Genomic DNA, 22,881 nt, shown 5'->3' with positions numbered 1-22,881 from the left:
GCTCTGTGACACGATCGTCCCGTACTATCTCCAGCGAACGGCTACACCTGGACAGCGGATTCCGTTTTGGGTTCAGAAGGGTCACACTCCGGCCGTGAGTTACCGGGACTGGGGACGCGGGGATGGCAGCCCGCGCGAGCGCCCGCCGACCGCCTCGTGGAGTGAGCGCGCGGCGTCCCTTCCGGTTGACCCGTACGACGAGGAAGGGCGCTACCGCACCTCCAGTCGGCGGCGCGCGTTGGACCGTGGTCAGGACGAGCCCGTCGACGCCTACCTGCCCCGGTGGGCCCTGGAGTCGGGTGTCCGGCACGCGGACGGCGGCGGCCGCCACGCGGCACCGGACGAGGACGACCGCGAGATACCCACGTCCGGTGCCGGCCGACGGTCGACCGAGGCGTCGAGCAGCCGCCGGCGGCGGGGCACCGAGACGGGTTGGCGCGAGCAGGCGGCGATCGGTGCCGCGCCCGACTCGGACCACACTCGGGAGTGGACCCTCGACCGCCCGCAGGAGCAGGGGTACGCGGGCCGTCGTCGCGCCGACGCCGAGGAGGACGAGCCGGTCTCCGGTGCGGTCCGGGAACGCCGCCCTCGTCGGGCGTCCACCGCCCGTCCCCAGGTGATCTGGTCGGGCGGGGATGTGGAGTCCACCCCGAGCGAGCCGCCGGCGCCCGAGCCGGAGGTGAAGCGCCCCACCCGGCGGAGCCGCCGTGCGGCGGAGGAGTCCTGGACCCGTCCGCCTGCCGACCCGTGGGCTCGAGGGGCGGACCGGCCGGCTGAGCCCGAGCCGTCCTATCCGCCTGCGGTGGATCCGTGGGACGCCTCGGGCGTGCACGCGTGGCCTTCGGCGGCCGGCACGGATCTGAGTGAGCAGTGGTCGGCGGTGGAGAGCGTCGGCGGCTGGGAGCGGTCCGACCGCACCGGTCAGTGGGAGCGGTCCGCGATCGAGGACGACCAGTGGGACCAGACGCTGGCGCCGCGTTCCGACCGGTCCGTGGCCGCTGAGGGTTGGCCGGCACGGGACGAGGGGTTCTGGCCCGGCACCCGGCTGGCCGATGACGATCCCCGCTGGATGGATCCGACGACGTCGGCACCCCGGTCACCGGTGGTGGGCTACACGGCCCCGCGACCACGCAGCGCGCCGGTGCCGAGCGGTGGGGCACCACGACGTCGGGCGGATCGCCCTCCGGTCGGGGCGGCGTCGGTGCGTCGGCGGGTCGAGTCGGCGGCCTCCGGTGCGTTCTCTCGACGTCTTGAGGACGACCTGCTGGACCCGGATCCGGGCGGTTCGGTCCGGCCGTTGCTGTACACGGCGGCCTGTTACCTGGTGCCCGCGATGCTGATCTTCGTGTGGCTGTTGACGTTGGACGGTCAGGCACCGGCCGGTTGTGTGACCGATATCAGCGGGGGCGGGTGCGACTCGGCCCGTTCGCGTGCGTTGGAGTCTCTCCTTGCCGGGTCGCCGCGCTTCGGTTTGGCGTTGGTGAGCAGTCTGGTGGTGGCGGCTCTGCTGCGTCGGGTGGGCACGACGTGGCGCTCGGCGACCATCGCCGTCGCCGCCGCAGTGGTGGGCGGCGGCCTGTCCACGGTGCTGATCAGCGCGGTGACCGGCCAGCCGATCGGGTGACGGCCCAGCGGGTGGCGCGGCACGGCTCGGCTGCCCGCTCCCTGAGCGGGTCGGTTGACGACGGTACGCACGAGGGCCCGCACCGATCGCTCGGTGCGGGCCCTCGTGGTGGTGTTGCGGACGTCAGCCCTGAACGACGTTCAGGTTGAACGACGCGGTCACCTCAGGGTGCAGCTTGATCTTCACCGGGTAGGTGCCGGTCGACTTGATGTGACCGGGCACCTCCAGCCGACGCCGGTCGAGGACCGGGCCGCTGGCCGCCTTGACGGCGTCCACGATCTCGGCCGGGGTGACCGAGCCGAAGAGCCGTCCGCCGTCGCCGGCGCGGACCTTCAGGTTGACCTTGAGACCCTCGAGCTGAGCCTTGACCTCGTTGGCGTGGTCGAGGTCGCGGATCTCACGGGCCGAACGGGCCCGCTTGATGACCGTGACCTGCTTTTCCGCGCCCTTGGTCCAGGCGATCGCGAAGCCCTGCGGCAGCAGGTAGTTACGGCCGTAGCCGTTCTTGACCTCGACGATGTCGCCCGGGGCACCGAGGCCGGACACTTCCTGAGTCAGGATGATCTTCATATCGGTGCCTCCTCTCAGCGGGTGGTGGCCGTGTACGGCAGGAGCGCCATCTCACGGGCGTTCTTGACCGCACGGGCGATCTGCCGCTGCTGCTGCGAGGTCACGCCGGTCACCCGCCGAGCGCGGATCTTGCCGCGGTCGGAGATGAACTTGCGCAGCAGCGCGGTGTCCTTGTAATCGATGTAGGTGATCCCGTCCTTGTCGAGCGGGTTCACCTTCTTCTTCGGCTTGCGAAGTGCCGCAGCCTTGGCCATTGCACGTGCTCCTGGTTTGCGATCGCGGGCGCTCGGCGCCATTAGAACGGAGGCTCCTCGTCGAAGTTGCCGCCCGATCCAGCACGCGCGGGAGAGGGAGCAGCCGAAGCCCAGGGGTCGTCGAAGTTGCCTCCGCCGCCACCCTGGTTGCCACCGCCACCGCCGCCGAAGCCGCCGCCACCGCCGCCGGAGCGGGACATCTTCTGCACCTTCGCCGTGGCGTAGCGCAGCGATGGGCCGATCTCGTCGACCTCAAGCTCGATGACGGTGCGCTTCTCACCCTCGCGGGTCTCGTACGACCGCTGACGCAGCCGGCCCGACACGATCACCCGGGCGCCACGCTGCAGCGACTCGGCGACGTGCTCGGCGGCCTGCCGCCACACGGTGCATGCGAGGAACAGCGGCTCGCCGTCCTTCCATTCGTTCGTCGCCTTGTCCATGAAACGGGGCGTCGAAGCGACTCGGAACTTGGCGACCGCAGCCCCGGAGGGGGTGAACCGCAACTCGGGGTCATCGGTCAGATTGCCGATGACCGTGATGGTGGTGTCTCCTGCCATGACCATCTCCTCGCGCACTCAGCGTCTCGTCGTACAGGCTCGCAGAGCCGTACGACAGAGTCGCGGAGGCTGATCCGGGCGAACCGGGTTGAATGCTTAGCGCATCTCCGGCCGGATGACCTTGGTGCGCAGCACGGACTCGTTGAGCCGGAGCTGACGGTCCAGCTCGGCCACGGCAGCAGGCGTGGCCTGCAGGTCGACGACGGCGTAGATGCCCTCGGCCTTTTTGTTGATCTCGTACGCGAGGCGCCGGCGGCCCCACACGTCCGTCTTCTCAACCGAGCCACCCGCGGTCCGAATCACGTTCAGGTACGTGTCGAGCGACGGGGCGACGGTGCGTTCCTCGAGGCTGGGATCGAGGATCACCATGATCTCGTAATGACGCAAGACGTGCTCACCTCCTGTGGGCTATGCGGCCACGGTCCTTCCGTGGCAGGAGGTCGTGCGTCGCTGCCCGCACGCGCCGGGGGAACCCGACCGGACGCGGACAACCTGACCAGGATAGCCGGTCCGGACGATCATGCCCGGAGTGGTGGGGCACTGGCTCTGCCGTGCCGACGGGGGCCCACCTTCCGACCGTCAACCGGTCGGTGGTGGACCCCCGTCTACGAGGCCGCGAGGCGTCTGGTCCGCATTCCTTGGGTGGGACCTGGGGAGGAACGACCACACCGATGAGGTTGGACCGAAGACGCCCCGCGGAGCTTTATCGTGTTGTTACCTGACGATACAACGGCATCCGTACCTTGTAGGGGGAAAAGCCCAAATTGCCGAGATTCTTGTCGGTACCCGTCCGGTATGCGGAGGTCTCCTCCGCCACGCCGGGCCGCGCGGCGGAGGTGACCTCGCTGCCGACCACCGATCCTCCGGTCACCAGCCGGGGCGATCTCACGCCGCCGGAGGCCCGGACACTGATCGCCGGTTCGAATCCATCAACGATCGTCGGTCCGCCCGGTGACGCGATCGCCCGCGACACCGCCCCGGCCGTCACCAGCCGGTCAGGGTCGCGACGTAGGCTCGCTCGCATGCGTATCGGAGCCCACGTCGATTCGACCGACCCGCTGGCGGAGGCAGCCGCCCGGTCCGCCGACACCGTGCAGTTCTTCCTCGCCGACCCCCAGGGATGGAAGGCACCCAAGCCCCGGGAAGACGCCGATCGGCTACGCGCGGCCGAGGTCGACCTCTACGTGCACGCGCCGTACGTCATCAACGTCGCCACCCTCAACAACCGGATCCGGATCCCCAGCCGAAAGCTGCTGCTCGGGCATGCCAAGGCGGCCACCTCCATCGGCGCCAAGGGCCTGATCGTCCACGGTGGGCACGTCAACGCCGGGGACGACCTGGCCGTCGGCTTCGACAACTGGCGCAAGACATTCGCGTACGCGGCCGAATCCGGCGGCTTCGGCGTGCCGGTTCTGATCGAGAACACCGCCGGCGGCGACAACGCGTGCGCCCGGCGACTGGACGCACTCGCCCGCCTCTGGGACGCCGTCGGCGACTACGAGGTCGGCTTCTGCCTGGACACCTGCCACGCGTACGCGGGCGGTGAGGAGCTGCTCGGCCTCGTCGACCGGGTCAAGGCGATCACCGGAAGGATCGACCTGGTGCACGCCAACAACTCCAAGGGCGCGTTCAACTCCGGCCAGGACCGGCACGACAACCTGGGCGGCGGCACCATCGATCCGGAGCTGGTCGTCGCGGTGATCCGGGCGGCCGGGGCACCGGCGGTGGTCGAGACACCCGGCGGTGTCGAGGGCCAGGCGGCCGACATCGATTTCCTCCGTCAGCAGCTCGGGACGGCGAGCCCGGCAGCATGACGACCGGACAGCCCGGGCCCGGGAACGCCCGGCCCACCTTCACCGACTCGGACGCCGAGACCCGACCCGCTACCGCATCCGAGTCGGGCACCCCAGCCCAGCCGGCTCGCTCCTCCGATGCCGGCTCCGCCGCGAGCCCCGCGCAGACCGACCGCACGCCGGCCGCCCCGACCAGGGACGCCAAGGAGAGCACGAACGGCAAGAACGGCATTCCGGCCAAGGACCGCAAGGCCGACGTCCCGGCCAAGGACCGTAAGGCCGACGTCCCGGCCAGGGCCGGCAAGGGAAGCGAGGATGCCGAATCCAGCACCCCGGCCACGGACGGCAAGGGGGGCGGGGACGCCGGATCCGGCACCCCGGCCACGGACAGCGAGCACGACAAGGACAGCGCCCCGGCCAAGGGCAGCACGGACAGCGCCCCGGCCAAGGACGGCACGGACAGCGCCCCGGCCAAGGACGGCAAGGGCAGCACGGACAGCCCGGCGAAGGACGACGCGGCCGAGGCCAAGGCGTCGCAGCCGCGGGCGAGATGGTGGCGTAGGGCGGGTAAGGGCAGGACCGGCGAACCGGTGAAGACCGACGGTGTGGCCACGCCGGTCGTAGCGGACCGTTGGGAGGCGTTCGCCTCCGCGCCGGAGCCGCGGCCGTCCATCGCCACCCGGGCAGGCCGAGCGGTCGGCCGCTTCCTGATCCACGAATGGACCCTGGCCGCTCTCTGCTCGTTGGCGCTGGCCGTTCTGATGACCTGGCCGACCCTGCGCTATCCCCGCTACACGCTCCCGCAGGACTACTGGGACCCGAGCCTGCAGGCCTGGCAGATGGCCTGGTCCGGGCACATCCTGCTGGCCGACCCGGCGCGTCTGTGGCAGTCCAACACGTTCTTCCCCGAACTGTGGAGCTTCGCGTTCTCCGACACCCTGCTCGGGTACGCCCCGGCCGGGATGTTCGGCAGCGGCCCCGAGGACGCGTTGCTGCGCTACAACATCATGTTCGTGCTGGCGCACGCGCTCGCCACGCTCGGGGCGTACGCGCTGGCTCGTCAGCTCGGGGCCGGCCGGATCGGTGCCGCCGTCGCCGGGGTCAGCTACACCTACGCGCCGTGGCTGCTGGCTCAGGCCGGGCACCTGCACGTCATCTCCAACGGCGGGATTCCGCTGGCGCTGGCGATGTTGGCGCGCGGGCACGGCTGGTCCCTGCGGCACGGCTACCGGCCGGAGCGCCGACACGACGGTTGGGTCTACGCCGGGTGGATGGTGGCGGCCTGGCAGCTCAGCCTCGGCTTCGGCATCGGGCTGCCGTTCGCGTACTTCCTGGGCGGCGCGGTACTGGTCGCGGTCCTCCTCTTCTACGTGCGGCGGCTACGCACCCGCCAGGCCGTGCCGTTCGGTCGTCGGTTGTTCCTCGCCGACGTGCTCGGCGGGTTGTTCTTCGCCGGGGTGGGCCTGCTGATGGCCTACCCGTTCTACCGGGTGACCGAGTTGCACCCGTACGCCGAGCGGACCATCGCCGACATCGGCATCTTCTCGCCACCGGCGTCCGGGTTCGTGACGGCGCCGGCCGAGTCGCGGATCTGGGGTGGTCTGCACGAGGGCGCTCGCGCCGCCCTGCCGTGGCACCCGGAGATGACCCTGCTGCCGGGCTTCGTGCTCTACGCGCTCGCCCTGGGTGGGCTGTTCTTCTCGGTCTGGCGGCTGCGGCACCGGCTGCTGCTGCTCGCCGGGGTGCTGGTGACCATGGCCTTCGCGATGGGCACCCGTTTCTTCGACGGCACCCTCACCTACGTGCCGCTGTTCGAGCACCTGCCGGGCTGGAGCGCGTTGCGTACCCCGGGTCGTTTGATGTTGTGGACCACGTTGTTGCTCGGCCTGCTCGCGGCCGGCGCGGTCACCGCCCTCACCGACCGGGTCCGCGACTTGACCGCGCAGCGGATCCCGTCGTGGCCGGGTCCGTGGCTGCGGATGGCCACCCTGCTGCCGTTGCTGCTGGTGACAGTCGAGGGCCTGAACACCACGCCGCATCCGGTGGTGCCGACCCAACCGGCCGCGATGCGTTCGGCGCAGGGGCCGCTGCTGGTGCTGCCCAGTAACCAGAGTCTGGACCAGCACGTGATGCTCTGGTCGACGAGCGGTTTCCCCGACGTGGTCAACGGCGGTAGCGGCTTCACTCCGCGTCAGCTCGACGACGTTCGTCGGGTGAGCCAGTCGTTCCCCGACCAGACCAGCGTCGACTACCTGCGCACGCTCGGCGTCCGCACTGTGGTGCTGCTGCGCGGCCAGGTGCCGGGCACACCGTGGGAGATCACCATCGACACGCCGGTGGAATCGCTCGGCATCAGCCGGCAGGACGTCGGTGACGCTGTGGTGTATCGGCTCTGAAAGCTCTACTGCGGTTTTCCGGGGAGCCCACCCGGCTCCGGGCGGGCTCCCCGAGAAACCTGACGTGGTGCGGGCCGCGTTGCGCCTAAGAAATCAAGTGGTTGCCGGCTCTCGCGGGGGTTCGCTTTTCGTAGGTAGGCGCCAGCGGTCCAGCCAGGGGGCGTCCGGCGCGCCGTCGAGCACGCCGCCGTCCGGGTCGTCCGGGTAGGTCGCCCGCACCGCGTCCCGTTCGGGGTGCAGGATCTCCTGGACGACGAGCACGCAGAGCACCACGACAGTGGTCAGCCGCAACGTCGAGGCCAGCACGAACACCCCCTCCGGGAAGACCGGGCGACTGGTGGCCGCCCCGAGCAGTTCACCGTAGAAGGCGACGAAGTAGCAGACCTCGGCGATCTGCCAGGCCAGGAAGGCACCCCACTTCGGACGGGCCAGCACCACCAGCGGCAGCAGCCAGAGCACGAACTGCTGGGACCACACCTTGCTGAAGATGAGGAACGCCGCGACCACCAGGAAGGCGAGCTGCGCCAGCCGCGGTCGGCGCGGCGCGCGCAGCGCCAGCACTGCCACACCGAGGCAGGCCAGCCCGAACAACGCGTACGAGATGGTGTTGAGGGTGGGGATGTTGGCGTTCAGCCACTCGAACGGGCCGAGCTGCCCGGGGTCGTTGCCGACCTTGCCGTCCAGGTAACGCCCGATGTACCAGAGCGTGCCCCAGTCGATGGGCCGGGTGGTGTTGAGTTCGAAGAACCGGTCCCAGTTCTCCGGGTAGGCGCGTGCGGCCGGCAGGTTCACCAGCACCACGGCCGCGATCGCCGTACCGGTGGCGACGAGCGCGGCGCGGAGCCGGTCGGCGCGCAACGCCAGGACGAGGATCGGCCCGAGCAGGAACAGCGGCCAGAGTTTCGCCGCGCCGGCGAGCCCGAGCAGCACACCGGCCACGGCCGGTCGTTTCCGCGCCCAGGCCAGCAGGCCGAAGGCGGCCAATCCGATGGCGAGCAGATCCCAGTTGACGGTGGCGGTGAGCACCAGAGCCGGGGCGAGCGCGAACATCGCCGCGTCCCAGGGTCGTCGGCGGCGCAGGGCCAGGATCACCGCCACGGTGGCCACCGCGAGCGCGCCCAGCACCAGCGCGTTGAGGTTGTAGAACCACTGGCCCTGGTTGATGCTCGGGTCGCCGTCGCCGATGGCGTGCACCGGCAGGCCCAGCGCCCCCATGAAGTAGCCGGTCAGCACCGGGTACTCGACGGGGTGGTCGCGGTAGGGCACCTTGCCCTCGTTGAGCCCTTCGGCGTAGTAGAGGGCGAGGACGTCGGTGTAGCAGAAGCGCGTGTACTGGACGTTGTTCTGCCAGGCGCCGTCCTGACAGGGCGACTTCTGCACCCAGTGCAGCGCGAGCGTGAGACATACCAGCGCCAGCACGATCCGGACGGCGGTCCAGAAACGATGGTCCCGGCCCGCCGGGCGGTCCAGCGCTGTCGCGTGGTCGCCCAGCGGTCCGCCGATCGCGCTGGACATGCCGCGGACGAATCCGTCGGAGCGCGACGGGTGGTCGGTGGTACCGGCGTCGTCGATGCCGGGCGTCGACTGGGTGCTCATGAAGAGGCATCCTGCCGTACGGAAGGGGTGCCCGTCCCGTCCCGACGCGGAGATCCCGGGTACGAACACCGCCGCCGGCGGGACGTGTCGTCCGGCCGGCGGCGGTGTGCGGAGGGTACGGGTCAGTCTCGGTTGGGCGGTAGGCCGGGCAGCACTCCACCGCCGCCACCACCGCCTCCCGGGCCACCGGGATTACCACCTGGGTTCCCGCCGGGGTTGCCCCCGGGGTTACCGCCGGGGAGACCGCCGCGCGGGCAGAACGGGTCGGTGAGCGGGTCGCACTGCGGCCCGCCCGGCTGGCCGCCCGGCGGCGGTGGCGGGGCCACCGGCTCCTTGCCGTTGCCCTTCGTGACGTCACCCTCGCCGGTGACGCTGGGCAGGGGGATCTCCTCCTGGCCCTTGAGGGCGGCGTTCATGAACTTCTCCCAGATCGGGCCGGGGAGCGTCGAACCACCGATGTCCTTGCCGCTGGCGAGCCGGATCTCCGGCTTCTTCGGGTCCTTGCTACCGACCCATACCGCAGTGGCGTTCTGCGGGGTGTAGCCCACCGTCCAGGCGTGCGAGTTGTCGTCCTTGTCGTACTCCCAGGTGCCGGTCTTGGCGGCGGCCTGACGGCCGCTCTCCAGCGACATGTTGTTCGACCCGGCCCCGGGGATCTGCTTCAGGACGGCGGTGACCTCGTCGGTGACCTTCTTGGAGATCCGCTGCTCGGGCTTGATGCGCTCGCTGCCGACCACCTTCCACTTACCGGTGTCCTTCTCCTGCTGCTCGACCTTGAGGACGAAGTGGGCCTTGATGTACTTGCCGTCGTTGGCGAACGTCGCCATGGCGTTGGCGTGGTCGAACACGGTGATCGGGTACTTGCCGAAGGCGGTGTAGTTGTCGAACGGGTTGGGGCCCTTCTTCGACAGGTCGAAGGCCTGCGGCGGGTCGACGCCCCACATGGTGGTCACGCCGGCCTTGCGGGCCATGTCGACCACCTTGCCTGCACCGATCGTGTCGGCGACCCAGTAGAACGGCACGTTGTACGACTGGATCGTCGACTCTTCGAGGGTGCACCACTTGCCACACTTGAGGTTGGTGCGGCCGGCGTTGCCGATCGCGACCGCGGAGCCCTCGGGCTTGTACGGCGTGGGGTCCCAGTGCGACTTGACCGAGATGCCGGCCTCGATCGCGGCGGCCAGGGTGTACACCTTCATCGACGAGCCCGGCTGGTGGCCACCGGTCAGGTCACCGTTCTTGTCGGTGTTCTTGCCGGCGTAGTCGAAATCGGCACCGCTGTCGCCGCCGTAGTAGGCGAGCACTCGACCCTTCTTCGGGTCGATCGACACCATCGCCGCCATCAGGTTCTTCGGCTGGTCGTTGAGCTCGGAGCCCTTCTTCGACTGCATCGCGATGTTCTCGGCGGCGGTCTGCAACTTCGGGTCGATGGTGGTGGTGATCCGGTAGCCGCCGTCGCGCAGCGCGTCGACGCAGCTCACCTTGCCCTCCGCTCCGGTGTCGGAGCAGAGGCCCATCGCGTCCATCTCCTGCCGGACGTAGTTGATGACGTTGCCGCGCGGGCTGTCGACACCGAACCCGTTGCCGCCCTTCTTCGGCGGCAGCACCTTCGGGTACTCGGTGGGCGACGCGGGTCGGTTGGGCGCGTCCACCCAGCCTTCCTTCTTCATGCCGCCGATCACGTAGTCCCACCGCGCCTTGGCGTCGGGCAGGTTGACCGCCGGGTCGAACCCCTTGTGGGTGTCGCTGGCCACCGGCTGCTTGATGACCGCGGCGAGCACCGCGCCCTCACCCACGCTGAGGTCCTTCGCGGACTTGCCGAAGTAGGTCTGCGCCGCGGCCTCGATGCCGTAGGCACCGCGCCCGAAGTAGATCACGTTGAGGTAGTGCTGCATGATCTCCGGCTTGCTGTACGCGTCGTTGAGCTTGGAGGCGAGGATCGCCTCCTTCACCTTCCGGCCGTACGTGTCGTCCTGAAGGTTCTCGAACGCGTTGCGGGCGTACTGCTGGGTGATCGTCGACGCACCCTGCTTGTCGCCGCCGGAGATGTTGTTCCAGCCCGCCCGGACGATGCCCTTGTAGTCGACGCCCGAGTGCCGGTAGAAGTTCCGGTCCTCGGCTGCCGCCACCGCGTCCTGCACGTGCTGTGGGATCTGGTTGATGGTGACGAAGGTGCGGTTCTCGCTGCCCAGCTTGGCCAGCGGGGTCTTGCCGTCCTTGGCGTAGACCGTGGTGGACAGCGGCAACGGCAACTCGTCGGGCATGACCACGTTGGTCGAGTAGTAGGTGAACCCGACCACACCGATGCCGGCGAGCATGATGAAGGCCGCGAACGCGGCGATCATCAGGTTCATCCGCTTGCGCTTCTTCGCCCGCGCCGCGGCGCCCGAGTCACCCGCGCCACGGCCGCCCCGGCCCGGCCCGTTGGGTCCGCCGGGACCACCAGGGCCGCCAGGGCCACCGGAGACCGGTGAGACGCTCGCCCGTGCGACGGCGGCACGGCCACCCACCGACGCGGAGCCGACACTGGCCCGGCCCGCCGAGGCGGTGCCGACCGAGGCCGCACCGACGGCGGCGGCACCGACCGCGGCCCGACCCGCCGGTGCACCGGGCGCCGGGGACACGGGCACCGAGGCCCGGCCCGCGCCGGCACGTCCGGCTGCCGCACCCGGTGCCGGCGACACCGGCACCGACGCCCGCCCGGAGCGCCCCGGGGCCGCCGAACCCACCGAGGCGGAACCGGCCGCCGCGGCGGTGCCGCGCGGCACCGAGGCGGATCCGCCGACGGTGGCCCGCCCGCCGGCTGCGCGTGGTGTCACCGAGGCACGGCCCGGGGTCGCCGCGCCGCCCTCCGAGGCCGACCAGCCACCGGCGCGGGAGTCGCCGCCGGATCGGCCGTACGCGTCGGCCGCGCCCGGTCCGGGGTCACCGTCCGGGCCCGGGTACTGGGCCCGTCCGCGCGCAGAACTGGGATCGCCGTACGAGTTCATTCCTCACACCCTGCCGGTCGCGGTGGGGCGCTGCTGCGCCGCCACCGGGTTGCCGTGAGTTGCTTCACCCGGGACGCCGGCACGGGGATGCCGGTTCACCGTGGTACTTGCAGTATCAATCGGGCCAATCGGACTAACGAGCGGTCGACCGTCCCGGGTTTCGTCTACCGCCCCGGGGCCGGTCCAACCTGCTGCGTTCACCGTTGCGCCTCTCGCCTCCGCCGACCCGCAACCTCGGCCGCCACATCCGGCTCGCCGGTGCCGTCGCCGTCGCCGGTCAGTCCGTCCCGGCCGAGCAGGTACTGCTCGACGAGATGGTTCCAGTCACAGCCGAGGCACACCTCGACCACGAAGACCTGGAACTCACGCAGCGTCATCGCCAGCACGGGCAACTCGGCGAGTGTCCGGGCCTGTCCGGCGGACTGCTTGAGCTCGTCGCCGTAAATGTAGTGGACGAGGGTCAGGTTCTCGCTGCGGCAGATCGGGCAGCGCCGGTCGGTCGGCTCACCGTGGAAGCGGGCGGCGTTCTTCAGGTACGGCGACGCGTCGCAGACGTCGTAGGTGCCGACCCGGCCCGCCAGAAGCTCACGCAGCACTGCTCGCTTCTGGAGCGAGTAGTCGACGACCTGGCGCTGCGTACGCATGCGGAGAAGGGTACGCGGTCCGGCCCGAGCAGGCGACCACGCTCACGATCCGTGACGATGACATCTCGGAGAGGGGGTTTGCCCTGGCCGGTGCGAGCCGCTAACGTGCGATGTATCGGTCCGATACATCGCGGCGGTTACCACTTCATGCCGGAGGGTAAAGAGAGGGCGGCCAGTGCTCGAGTTCGCCATCCTCGGCCTCCTGCAGGAGTCTCCGATGCACGGCTACGAGCTGCGCAAGGAGTTGACCGCCAAACTCGGCGCGATCCGGGCGGCGATCAGCTACGGCTCGCTCTACCCGACCCTGCGCAGGCTGCAGGCGGCGGGATGGATCACCGAAGCTGCCGAGACACCCGCCACTGCCGAGGAGGTTCCCGCGCTGACCAGCCGACGAGGTCGGGTGGTCTACAAAATCACCGCGGAGGGCAAGGAACGCTTCGCCCAACTGATCGCACAGGCCGGGCCCGAGACGTACGACGACACGGGCTTCGGGGTGCACTTCGCGTTCTTCGCCCGGACCGACCAGGCGACCCGCCTGCGCATTCTGGAGGGTCGCCGCCGCAAGATCGAGGAGCGTCGCGAAGGGCTTCGCGACGTGCTGGGCCGGGCGGCCGAGCGCCTCGACGCTTACACGCTGGAACTGCAGCGCCACGGTCTTGATGCCTGTGAGCGCGAGGTCCGCTGGCTGGAGGAGCTCATCGCCAACGAGCGCTCCGGCCGAGCCCCGACGGTCCCGAACATCGGGACAGCCGGCGGCCGACGAGAAGACAACAGCCCGCCTCCGCCTGGAGAGACCAGGAATGAGCGGCCGTGACAGAAAAGAAGGAGGCAGACGCTATGGGCTCCGTCCGCGTCGCCATCGTCGGTGTGGGTAACTGCGCCTCGTCCCTGGTTCAGGGCGTCGAGTACTACCGGAATGCCGACCCGAACGACCGCGTCCCGGGTCTCATGCACGTCGCCTTCGGCGACTACCACGTCAACGCCGTGGAGTTCGTCGCGGCATTCGACGTGGACGCCAAGAAGGTGGGCATGGACCTCGCGGAGGCGATCGTCGCCAGCGAGAACAACACCATCAAGCTCTGTGACGTGCCGCCGACCGGCGTCAGCGTGCAGCGCGGCCCGACCTTCGACGGTCTGGGCCAGTACTACCGCGAGATCGTCGAGGAGTCCGACGCCACCCCCGTCGACGTGGCGCAGGCGCTGCGCGACGCGCAGGTCGACGTCGTCGTCTGCTACCTCCCGGTCGGCTCCGAGCAGGCCGCCAAGTTCTACGCGCAGGCTGCGATCGACGCCGGTTGCGCGTTCGTCAACGCCCTGCCGGTCTTCATCGCCTCCGACCCCGAGTGGGCCAAGAAGTTCGAGGACGCGGGCCTGCCGATCGTCGGCGACGACATCAAGAGCCAGGTCGGCGCGACCATCGTGCACCGCGCTCTCGCGAAGCTCTTCGAAGACCGGGGCGTCGAGCTGCTGCGCACGTACCAGCTCAACTTCGGCGGCAACATGGACTTCATGAACATGCTGGAGCGCAAGCGGCTGGTCTCGAAGAAGATTTCGAAGACCCAGTCGGTCACCTCGCAGATCCCGCACGAGATGAGCAAGAGCGACGTGCACATCGGCCCGTCGGACCACGTGCCGTGGCTGGACGACCGCAAGTGGGCGTACATCCGCCTGGAGGGCCGCTCGTTCGGTGACACCCCGCTGAACGCCGAGCTCAAGCTCGAGGTGTGGGACTCGCCGAACTCGGCCGGCGTCATCATCGACGCGGTCCGCGCCGCGAAGATCGCGCTGGACCGGAAGATCGGCGGCCCGATCCTGTCGGCGTCGTCGTACTTCATGAAGTCCCCGCCGGTGCAGTACGCCGACCACGACGCCCACCAGGCCGTCGAGGAGTTCATCGCCGGTGAGGTCGCGCGCTGACCCGCTGAACACCACCAGCACCGGCGAGGGCCGGGTCCGAACGGACCCGGCCCTCGCCGCGTGTCAGCTCGTCATCTCCAGGTACGGCGACAGCCGCAGCGCCAACTAGTCGGCCGAATCGTTCTCACCGCCACAGCCGCAGGTCGCCGGGTGGGCGTCTGTCAGGTTTCGTGATGCCGACGGGCTTGATCGACTCGGGTTCGGCGATGTCGGGGTATCCCGGCCAGGCGGATACCGCCGTTTCGGTGAACTGGAGTGGATCTAGGCGGTCGCCCGCTGGCGATGTCGGACCGCCGTCGGCGGCGGTCACCCGGGGACATCGGCCAGGCGGTCTAGGACCACGCGTGCCGCAGGGCGACAGCGGCTTCCAACTCCAACAGCTTGATCTTGCGCGGCAGGCCTCCACCGAAGCCGACCAGCTTGCCGCCCGCGCCGACGATCCGGTGACACGGCACGATCACCGGCACCGGATTGCGGTTGCAGGCCACGCCCACCGCCCGCGCCGCCCCGGCATCGCCGACCAGGCGCGCCACCTCGCCGTACGTCAGCGTCTCCCCGTAGGGGATTCGGGTCATCTCCCGCCACACGGCCCGCTCGAAGTCGGAGCCCCGGGGCATCGACACCGGGATGCCGAAGCCGGTCAGCTCACCGGCGAAGTACGCCCGCAGCTCGGTCACGGCCTGCTGGGACAACGCGTCGCCGGGCTCGTCGACGGCTGCTTCGACCCGGCCGAAGGCGGCGCCGCAGACGTTCGTGCCGTCGGTGGCGACGGAGAACTCGCCGATCGGTGAGTCGAGCACTGTCCAGCGCATCAGCTCATTCTCCCCGACCCGGGCGACGTTGCCGGCACGGCTACCAGCGTCGGTCGAACGCCACGCCTCGGCGACCCGGGTCGCCTCCTTCGCCGCGGCCCGATCGGCGCGTTTCACTCGGCCCCGAAAAGATCATCTCCGCGTCGAGCGCGACCGTTGGATGTTGCGCCAAGTCGATACCGTGCAGGTCGTGGCAACGGGGACGCTGATCTTTCTGATCATCGGTGGGGCGGGCATCGGGGTGCTCGCGCTCGCCCTACTCGGCACCGAACTGTTCCAGTTCGGGCACGCCGACGTGGACGGCCCGATCTCGGTCGAGACGGTGGCCGGCTTCGCCGGAGCATTCGGGTTCGGCGCGGCGATCGTCAACGAACTGCTCGGTGCGCGTACCCCGGGAATGGTCGTCGGCGCGGTGGTCGGCGGCGTGCTCGCGGCCGTGCCCACCGGCTGGTTGGCCTCCCGGCTGAGCCGGGCGGCGCGCAACATGCGCACCGACCCCACCCCCACCCGGGACGACCTGGTCGGCGCGCTCGGCCTGGTCGTCACACCGGTGCCGGTCGACGGGTACGGCGAAGTCCGGATCCGCCTCGCCGGCCAACCGGTCAAGCTCAGCGCCCGCGCGGACCAGCCCATACCGATCGGCGCCCAGGTCTTCGTCGTGCAGGCGCTCAGCGAGACCAGCGTGCACGTCGAGACCTACTGATCAACCCCCTCGTAGACGGGACTTCCATATGGCCCTGTTAATCGCCATCGGCGGCGCGGTCCTCCTCGCGCTGATCCTGGTGCTCTTCGTGCTCTCCCGAATCAAGGTGGCCGGGCCGAACGAGGCGTTCATCGTCACCGGTCGCAAGGGCCGCACCACGCAGACCGCCGACGGCGGACGGTCGACCGACACCTCCGGGCAGAAGGTCGTGCTGGGCGCGTCGGTGTTCGTGCTGCCGGTGGTGCAGAAGCTCCAGTCCCTGGACCTGTCCAGCCGACGGATCGACGTCGGCATCCGGGGCGCGGTGAGCAAGCAGGGCATCCGTGCCGATCTGCACGGCGTGGCGATCGTCAAGGTCGGCGGAACCGAGGACGCGATCCGGGCCGCCGCCCAGCGGTTCCTGCACCAACAGGACGAGATCGACAACTTCACCCGCGAGGTGCTCGCCGGCGCGCTGCGCTCGATCGTCGGCCGGCTCACCGTCGAGGAGGTCATCCGGGACCGGGCGGCGTTCGCCAGCGCCGTGGCCGAGGAGGCCGAGCACTCGATGACCAACCAGGGTCTGGTGCTGGACACGTTCCAGCTCCAGGACATCCTCGCCGAGGGCTCCTACCTGCAGGACCTGGGTCGACCGGAGGCCGCCCGGGTGCTCAAGGACGCGGCGATCGCCGAGGCGCGGGCCCGACAGCAGGCCGAGCAGGAGCGGCTGCTCGCCGAGGAGGCGATCGCGGAGGCGAACCGGAACCTGGCCCTCAAGCAGGCCGGCATCCAGGCCGAGATCGACGCGGCGAAGGCGAAGTCCGCCGCCGCCGGCCCGCTCGCGCAGGCGGAACGGGACCAGGCGATCCTCTCCGAGCAGCAGAAGGTCGCCGAGCGCAACGCCGAACTCAAGCAGCGCCAACTCGACACCGAGGTGCGTAAGCCGGCTGACGCGGCCCGGTACAAGGTGGAGCAGGAGGCGGAGGCGTCGCGCAACGCGGCGGTGTTGCACGCGGACGCGCAGCGGCAGTCGGTGATCGCCGCCGCGCAGGCCGCCGCCGAACAGGCGCGGCTCACCGGTGAGGGCGAGCGGGCCCGGCGTGCCGCGCTCGCCGAGGCTAACGCGATCGAGGGCGCCAAGGAGGGTGAGGCCGAGCAGCGTCGGCGTTCCGCCATCGCCGAGGCGGTGGAGCGGGAGGGTCAGGCCGAGGCGGCGGCCATCCTGGCCAAGGGTGAGGCCGAGGCGGACGCGATGGCGCGCAAGGCCGAGGCGTTCGCCGCGTACGGCGAGGCGGCGGTGCTGGACCTGCTGGTCAGGGTGCTGCCGCAGGTGGTGGAGGCAGCCAGCGCGCCGATCGGGGCGATCGACAAGATGACTGTCATCTCCACCGACGGTGCCTCGTCGCTGACGAAGTCGGTGGCCGGCAACGTGGCCCAGGGGCTCCAACTCGGCAGCGACCTGACCGGGATCGACCTGGCCGGTCTGCTGGCCCGGCTCGGCTCGGCGTCTACCCCGACCGGCAACGGCACCTCGACCGGCAAGGGCACCCCGGCCGTGGACGGGACCGCCGTCGAGACCCGCTGACGCCGTACGCCGACGGGTGCCGCCCCCCGACGCGGGGCGGCGCCCGTCAGATCCAGCTAGTCGACCAGGCCCTCGGCTCGGGCCCAGCGCAGCAGCTCGGCCTCGGCGGCGTCACGGTCCAGCGGGCCGTGTTCGAGGCGCAGCTCCTTGAGGTGCTTCCAGGCCCGACCCACCACCGGTCCCGGCGGTACGCCGAGCAGCTCCATGATCGCGTTGCCGTCCAGGTCGGGGCGGACGCGGGCCAGGTCCTCCTCGGCCGCGATCCGGGCGATCCGCTCCTCCAACGCGTCGTAGTCCGCGGCCAACTGCGCGGCTTTGCGCCGGTTGCGGGTCGTGCAGTCCGAGCGGGTCAGCTTGTGCAGTCGGGGCAGCAGGTCACCGGCGTCCGCGACGTAGCGGCGTACCGCCGAGTCGGTCCACTCGCCCCGCCCGTACCCGTAGAAGCGCAGGTGCAGCGCGACCAGCGCGGTCACCTTCGCGGTGATCTCCTTCGGGTACCGCATGGCCTTCATCCGGGCCTTGGTCAGCCGCGCGCCGACCACCTCGTGATGGTGGAAGCTGACCCGGCCGTCGGACCCGACGGCCTTCGTCGCCGGCTTGCCCACGTCGTGCAGGAGAGCGGCCATCCGCAGGACGAAGTCACACCCGTCGTCCTCGTGCGAGACGGCGTTCGAGACGACCGTCAGGGTGTGCTCGTAGACGTCCTTGTGCTGCGCGTGCTCGTCGATCTCCAGCTTCAACCCGGTCAGCTCCGGCAGGAACCGCTCGGCCAACCCGGTGTCGACGAGCAGCCGCAGACCGGTGATCGGATCGGCGCCGCAGAGCAGCTTGGTGAACTCGTCGCGGATCCGCTCGGCGGTGATCCGGTCCAGGTCCGCCGACATCTCGGTCATCGCCCGGTGCACGTCCGGGTGCACGGCGAAACGCAGCTGGGCGGCGAACCGGGCGGCCCGCAGCATCCGCAACGGGTCGTCGCCGAACGACTCACCGGGGGTGCTCGGGGTACGGATCACCTTGGCCGACAGGTCGTCCAACCCGCCGTGCGGATCGGTGAACCGGTGTTCCGGCAGGCTGACCGCCATCGCGTTGATGGTGAAGTCCCGCCGCTTCAGGTCCTCGTCGAGGCTGGTGCCGTAGACCACCACCGGGTTGCGGCTGATCTGGTCGTACGACTCGGCGCGGAACGTGGTGATCTCCAGCCGGAGACCGTCGCGCTGCGCGCCGATGGTGCCGAACTCGCGACCGGTCTCCCAGATCGACTCGGCCCACCCCTTGAGGATGCGCAGCGTCTCGTCGGGGTGCGCGTCGGTGCAGAAGTCGAGGTCGTCCCCGAGTCGGCCGAGCAGCGCGTCGCGCACCGAACCGCCCACCAGGTGCAACTCGTGACCGCCGCGGACGAAGCGACGGCCCAACTCGTCGGCGACCGGGGAGACTCGGAGCAGTTCGGCGACGGCGTTGCGCTGCGCGGCGGTGAGTTCGCGGCGGTCGGCGGCGTGTGGAGCGGAGGCTTCGGACATGGGATCGCCAGCTTATCGGGCCGGGGTGTGATCCGATCCGCCGGGCGCGGGTAACGGGTGGGGGTTGACTATGGTCTGTGGCGTGCGGGTCGTCGTCCGACCCGACGTACCCCTGGGAGGCTGGAGATGAGCGGCGGGCTCTACCGCAGCGCCAACGCCGCGAACGACGGCGGCCCTGGCATCCGTCCCGGGGACGGCGCCACCTTCATCTCCGCCGAGCCGCTGAACCAGCCGGCCCTGGAGTCGACCGCGCCGCCGCAGGAGCAGGTGGGCGAGGCGAGCGCGGCAGCCAACAGCGCGGTGATGGCGATCGGCAGCCTGGTCAGCCGGGGTACGGGCTTCCTGCGGACGCTGGTGCTGACCGCCGCGCTCGGTGGGGCGCTGGTCGGTGACGCCTACACCACCGCGCAGATCCTGCCGGGAATGGTCTACGAGTTCCTGCTCGGCGGAATCCTCACCAGCGTGCTGATCCCGGTGCTGGTCCGTCGGCGCAAGGTCGACACCGACGGCGGCCAGGCGTACGCCCAGCGGCTGTTGACCCTCGCGGTGCTGACCCTGGCGGGAGCAGCCCTGCTGGCCGTGCTGGCGGCGGGCTGGCTTACCAAGCTCTACACCAGCGACAACCGCGGAGCGGACTACCAGGAGCTGGTCACCAGCCTGTCGTACCTGATGTTGCCGATGATCTTCTTCACCGGCCTCAGCGCGTTGATCAGCGCGGTACTCAACACCCGGGGTCACTTCGCCGCCCCGATGTGGGCGCCGATCCTCAACAACATCGTGGTGATCGCCACCGCCGGTCTCTACATCGCGATCTTCGGTGCGGAGATCGTGAAGCCGGACGAGATGACCACCGGCCGGATCCTCCTGATCAGCGGTGGCACCCTGCTCGGTGTCGCGATCCAGGCCGCCGGCCTGCTGCCGGCGCTGCGCAAGGTCGGCTTCCGGTGGAAGCTCCGCTTCGACTTCCGCGCGCTCGGCCTGCGTGAGCTGGGCCGGCTCGGCGGCTGGATGTTCTGCTACGTGGCGGTCAGTCAGGTCGGCCTGATCGTGCTGTTCAACCTGCTCAACCGGGCGGGCGACGGGGACGCCGGCGCCCTGATCTACAACAACGTCTTCCTGCTGCTGATGATGGCGCACGGCATCATCGCCGTCTCGATCATCACCGCGTTGATGCCCCGGATGAGCGCCGCCGCCGCCGACGGCCGCTACGCCGACGTGGCCGCCGACCTGTCCCGGGGCACCCGGACGGTCTCCGCGGTGCTCGCTCCGATCGCCGTCTGCTACGCCGTGCTCGCCACCCCGCTAGCGGTGGTGCTGTTCCGCTACGGCGCGTTCAGCGACGAGAACGCCGCCGACACCTCGCTGGTGCTGCTGCTGGCCGCGCTCGCTCTGGTGCCGTTCGCGATCAGCCAGCTCTTCACCTTCGCCTTCTACGCCCTGCCGGACACCCGCACCCCGGCGTTGATCAACATTCCGGTCGTGGCGCTGCGGATCGGCGTGCAGATCGTGCTGTTCGCCGCGTTCGCCGCCCACTTCGCAGCGGCCGGGATGATGATCGGTAACGCTGTCTCGTATCTGGCGGCGGCGATCGGCTCCGCCTGGCTGCTCCGTCCGCGGGTCGGTCGGATCGGGCTGGGCCACATCATGCGCACCCTGGGCCGGGTCCTGGTCGCCGCGCTCGGCGCCGCGCTGGTCGGCCTGCTCGTGATCAACCTGCTACCCGGTGGCGAAACGCCGAGCTGGGCCCAGGCCGTCATCCAACTGGTGATCGGCGGAGCGGTGATCGGTGGGACCTACCTGGGTCTGGCCATGCTGCTGCGGATCAGTGAGATCACCGAGGTGGTCGGCATGGTCCGACGTCGCCTCGGTCGCTGATCGCCAGCAACCGATCACAACAAGTTGGCACACATACAGAACGTCACTGCGGATCACCAGGCTGGGGATGCACCTGTGGATAACTCCGCGATTCGCCGGTCAACCACCGCATCGGCCTGTGGATAACCAACCGTACGGCTGAGCGTGGCAGGCCGATCGGTGGGAACCCGTCGGTTGTTGGGAGCGTCCCACCAGCCCAGCCCCGACGTCGGTCACTTGCGGTGAAGCCGTAGATTAGCTAGTACATGTGCCAGCAACGTGGCTGACAACGGTCGTAACCGGACGAGTTCTCCGACTGCCGGGCACCCGCCAGGTGCGGCGGGAAGATGACATGTCGGGGAGACGGGCAACCCGGGTAAGGTCGCTCTCGACGGGTACGGCAGGGGCCGACGCTGCGCGTCGAAACCGGTCGGCCGGTTCCTTCAACGGCAGAGCGGGAAGCCACATGCCCAGCAGTGCGGGTCCATCGATCGACACGATCACCGAGGGAGGACGGGTGACCCAGGTCGGCGAGGGTCAGGAGGCGGACGAAAGCGCTCCTCCGGTCATGACCTTCGGTGCTCCCACGGCCGGTGAAGTCCTCGCCGAGCGGTACGAGCTGGTTGAGCACATCAACAACGACAGCGCGGGTCGGCTGGTCTGGCGTGGGGTCGACGTCATCCTGCGCCGTCCCGTCGCGGTGGTGCTGCGCTACCCGGGTGGCGACTCCGCCACCGAGATGCTTCAGGCCGCCGTCGCGGCCAGCCGGGTCATCCACCCGAACCTGGTCGGCGTCTACGACGCGATCGACGAGGCCGACCGGGCGTACGTGGTGCGCGAGTGGGTCGACGGGCAGTCCCTGCGGGACCTCACCGCCGAAGGCCCCCTGGACCCGGCCCGGGCCACCGCGATCGGCAACGCCGTCGCCAGCGCTCTCGCCGCGGTGCACGCCACCGGCATGGTGCACGGAAACGTGCACCCCGGCACCGTCATGATCAGTGACGAGGGCCGAGTCGTCCTGGCGGACGCCCGCACCGACGGCGACGACAGCCAGGAGAACGACATCCGGGCGGTGGGCGGCGTCCTCTACTTCGCCCTGACCGGTTACTGGCCGCACGCCGAGGCACCGCTGCGGGGCGCCACCGCCGGTCACGGCCGCGCCGCCATCCCGGACGCCGTTCGGGACGCCACGGGTGCCCTCGCGGCGCCCCGCCAGGTCCGTGCGGGCGTGCCCGCTTACCTGGACGACCTGACGATGGATCTGCTCGACGCGCAGATCGCTCCGCCGTCCTCCGACGTGCTCGCCGCCGAGTTGGCCCGACTCGACGTGCCGGCCGAGGAGGAGCACTACCTCGACAACAGCGGGCCGCTGCGGTTCGCCGCCGAAACCGGCGACGAGCCGTCGCCGCTGGCCGCTGCCGGAGGTCGCAAGGTCGCCCTGGGCATCGCCGGTCTGCTGGTGGTCGCCCTGGTCGGTCTCCTGATCGGGATCAGCACCCTGGGCGACGACGGCGACAAGGACCCGCAGGCCAACCAGCCTCCCGCTCCCACGTCCAGCGCACCGGCCGGCGATGCCACACCGGCCGCGAACCAGGTGCGCCCGCTAGTGGTGAAGGATGTCCGGATCATCGACCCGGACAGCAAGGACCGCAGCGAGGTCGGCGGGGCCGAGAAGGTCATCGACGGTGACGAGGACAAGGGCTGGGAGACCGAGACGTACCAGGGCCGGCCCAACTTCGGCAACCTGAAGAAGGGCATGGGGGTCTGGCTCGACCTCGGCGAGCCGCACAGCGTCAAGTCGGTGCAGGCCGTGCTCTCCGCACCGGGCGCGTCCGCCCAGCTCATGTCCGGCACGACCAATCCGCCGTCGAACTCGAGTGGCGACAAGCAGTTGGTCGCCAACTACACGGACCTCATCGGGCAACCCTTCGAGGACCACGACGGCGCCACCATGGCGTTCAACGGCTTCGACGCCGACAAGAAATACCAGTACCTGCTGTTCTGGATCACCGAACTGCCACCGTCCGAGGGTGGTTTCAAGCTGGGGGTGCAGGAGATCACGGTCCAGGGGTCGTGAACCCGGCACTGTC

The 22,881-nt window shown here is 70.1% G+C and carries 20 protein-coding genes; 11 read left to right on the top strand and 9 right to left on the bottom strand.

Annotation, left to right across the window (positions count from 1 at the left end; translation table 11 throughout):
• Nucleotides 1–94 precede the first annotated feature (94 nt).
• Nucleotides 95–1,624 (top strand): hypothetical protein, encoded by a 1,530-nt coding sequence (locus tag O7617_RS12210; RefSeq protein WP_282263570.1) that lies wholly within the window; start codon nucleotides 95–97, stop codon nucleotides 1,622–1,624.
• 123 nt (nucleotides 1,625–1,747) lie between these two features.
• On the opposite strand, the gene rplI is transcribed toward O7617_RS12210, so the two are convergent.
• The 4 genes from rplI to rpsF form a co-directional block, all read right to left on the bottom strand.
• Nucleotides 1,748–2,194, bottom strand: coding sequence for a 50S ribosomal protein L9 (gene rplI / locus O7617_RS12205; protein WP_030331806.1), 447 nt, complete (start codon nucleotides 2,192–2,194; stop codon nucleotides 1,748–1,750).
• Between the two features lie 14 nt (nucleotides 2,195–2,208).
• Nucleotides 2,209–2,448: a 30S ribosomal protein S18 gene (gene rpsR / locus O7617_RS12200; protein WP_013289355.1), complete on the bottom strand. Its 240-nt coding sequence runs from the start codon at nucleotides 2,446–2,448 to the stop codon at nucleotides 2,209–2,211.
• Between the two features lie 41 nt (nucleotides 2,449–2,489).
• On the bottom strand, nucleotides 2,490–3,023 hold the full coding sequence (locus tag O7617_RS12195) for a single-stranded DNA-binding protein (RefSeq protein ID WP_278136685.1): 534 nt from the start codon (nucleotides 3,021–3,023) through the stop codon (nucleotides 2,490–2,492).
• Nucleotides 3,024–3,101: 78 nt separating this feature from the next.
• Nucleotides 3,102–3,392, bottom strand: coding sequence for a 30S ribosomal protein S6 (rpsF, locus tag O7617_RS12190; protein ID WP_007073791.1), 291 nt, complete (start codon nucleotides 3,390–3,392; stop codon nucleotides 3,102–3,104).
• A 635-nt stretch (nucleotides 3,393–4,027) separates the two neighbouring features.
• Between rpsF and O7617_RS12185 the strand changes: the two genes are divergently transcribed.
• A complete protein-coding gene (locus tag O7617_RS12185; RefSeq protein WP_282263568.1) occupies nucleotides 4,028–4,819 on the top strand; it encodes a deoxyribonuclease IV in 792 nt (263 codons plus the stop codon).
• Nucleotides 4,816–7,194 (top strand): hypothetical protein, encoded by a 2,379-nt coding sequence (locus tag O7617_RS12180; RefSeq protein ID WP_282263566.1) that lies wholly within the window; start codon nucleotides 4,816–4,818, stop codon nucleotides 7,192–7,194. Before O7617_RS12185 ends, O7617_RS12180 begins: the two co-directional genes overlap by 4 nt.
• A gap of 93 nt (nucleotides 7,195–7,287) precedes the next feature.
• Here O7617_RS12180 and O7617_RS12175 read toward each other — a convergent pair whose 3' ends face one another.
• Nucleotides 7,288–8,790, bottom strand: a complete 1,503-nt coding sequence (locus tag O7617_RS12175; protein WP_282263564.1) for a glycosyltransferase 87 family protein — start codon at nucleotides 8,788–8,790, stop codon at nucleotides 7,288–7,290.
• A gap of 122 nt (nucleotides 8,791–8,912) precedes the next feature.
• A complete protein-coding gene (locus O7617_RS12170; protein WP_282263563.1) occupies nucleotides 8,913–11,144 on the bottom strand; it encodes a transglycosylase domain-containing protein in 2,232 nt (743 codons plus the stop codon).
• On the opposite strand from O7617_RS12170, the gene O7617_RS12165 reads away from it, so the two are divergent.
• Nucleotides 11,107–11,838, top strand: coding sequence for a hypothetical protein (locus O7617_RS12165; RefSeq protein WP_282263562.1), 732 nt, complete (start codon nucleotides 11,107–11,109; stop codon nucleotides 11,836–11,838). The two genes, O7617_RS12170 and O7617_RS12165, sit on opposite strands and share 38 nt — an antisense overlap.
• A gap of 139 nt (nucleotides 11,839–11,977) precedes the next feature.
• On the opposite strand, the gene O7617_RS12160 is transcribed toward O7617_RS12165, so the two are convergent.
• Nucleotides 11,978–12,424 (bottom strand): DUF5318 domain-containing protein, encoded by a 447-nt coding sequence (locus O7617_RS12160; protein ID WP_282263560.1) that lies wholly within the window; start codon nucleotides 12,422–12,424, stop codon nucleotides 11,978–11,980.
• Between the two features lie 175 nt (nucleotides 12,425–12,599).
• On the opposite strand from O7617_RS12160, the gene O7617_RS12155 reads away from it, so the two are divergent.
• Genes O7617_RS12155 through O7617_RS12145 form a run of 3 tightly spaced genes read left to right on the top strand, consistent with a single transcriptional unit; the run spans nucleotide 12,600 to nucleotide 14,450 of the window.
• Nucleotides 12,600–13,238 (top strand): PadR family transcriptional regulator, encoded by a 639-nt coding sequence (locus tag O7617_RS12155; RefSeq protein ID WP_030331823.1) that lies wholly within the window; start codon nucleotides 12,600–12,602, stop codon nucleotides 13,236–13,238.
• Nucleotides 13,239–13,261: 23 nt separating this feature from the next.
• Nucleotides 13,262–14,341, top strand: a complete 1,080-nt coding sequence (locus tag O7617_RS12150) for an inositol-3-phosphate synthase (RefSeq protein WP_282263558.1) — start codon at nucleotides 13,262–13,264, stop codon at nucleotides 14,339–14,341.
• On the top strand, nucleotides 14,325–14,450 hold the full coding sequence (locus tag O7617_RS12145; RefSeq protein WP_282263556.1) for a hypothetical protein: 126 nt from the start codon (nucleotides 14,325–14,327) through the stop codon (nucleotides 14,448–14,450). The genes O7617_RS12150 and O7617_RS12145 overlap by 17 nt, the downstream gene beginning before the upstream one ends.
• Nucleotides 14,451–14,673: 223 nt before the next feature.
• Here O7617_RS12145 and O7617_RS12140 read toward each other — a convergent pair whose 3' ends face one another.
• Nucleotides 14,674–15,153 carry a methylated-DNA--[protein]-cysteine S-methyltransferase gene (locus O7617_RS12140; RefSeq protein WP_282264711.1) on the bottom strand — a complete coding sequence of 160 codons (480 nt, stop codon included), beginning with the start codon at nucleotides 15,151–15,153 and terminating at the stop codon, nucleotides 14,674–14,676.
• A 160-nt stretch (nucleotides 15,154–15,313) separates the two neighbouring features.
• Here O7617_RS12140 and O7617_RS12135 point away from each other — a divergent pair, with 160 nt between their 5' ends.
• Nucleotides 15,314–15,856 (top strand): NfeD family protein, encoded by a 543-nt coding sequence (locus O7617_RS12135; RefSeq protein ID WP_282263555.1) that lies wholly within the window; start codon nucleotides 15,314–15,316, stop codon nucleotides 15,854–15,856.
• Between the two features lie 28 nt (nucleotides 15,857–15,884).
• Complete coding sequence (locus O7617_RS12130; RefSeq protein ID WP_282263554.1) at nucleotides 15,885–17,420, top strand: SPFH domain-containing protein; 1,536 nt, start codon at nucleotides 15,885–15,887, stop codon at nucleotides 17,418–17,420.
• A 56-nt stretch (nucleotides 17,421–17,476) separates the two neighbouring features.
• Here the strand turns inward: O7617_RS12130 and O7617_RS12125 are convergent, their stop codons facing one another.
• On the bottom strand, nucleotides 17,477–18,937 hold the full coding sequence (locus O7617_RS12125; RefSeq protein WP_282263553.1) for a CCA tRNA nucleotidyltransferase: 1,461 nt from the start codon (nucleotides 18,935–18,937) through the stop codon (nucleotides 17,477–17,479).
• Between the two features lie 126 nt (nucleotides 18,938–19,063).
• Between O7617_RS12125 and murJ the strand changes: the two genes are divergently transcribed.
• Together murJ and O7617_RS12115 are read left to right on the top strand one after the other, a co-directional pair.
• Nucleotides 19,064–20,812, top strand: a complete 1,749-nt coding sequence (gene murJ, locus O7617_RS12120) for a murein biosynthesis integral membrane protein MurJ (protein ID WP_282263552.1) — start codon at nucleotides 19,064–19,066, stop codon at nucleotides 20,810–20,812.
• A 445-nt stretch (nucleotides 20,813–21,257) separates the two neighbouring features.
• Complete coding sequence (locus O7617_RS12115) at nucleotides 21,258–22,868, top strand: protein kinase family protein (protein ID WP_282263550.1); 1,611 nt, start codon at nucleotides 21,258–21,260, stop codon at nucleotides 22,866–22,868.
• Nucleotides 22,869–22,881: the final 13 nt, after the last annotated feature.

The organism is Micromonospora sp. WMMD1155 (assembly GCF_029581275.1).
In the GTDB taxonomy this organism is placed as follows: domain Bacteria; phylum Actinomycetota; class Actinomycetes; order Mycobacteriales; family Micromonosporaceae; genus Micromonospora.
The sequence above is the reverse complement of the archived record's forward strand: the minus strand, read 5'-3'. Positions and strand labels throughout refer to the sequence as shown.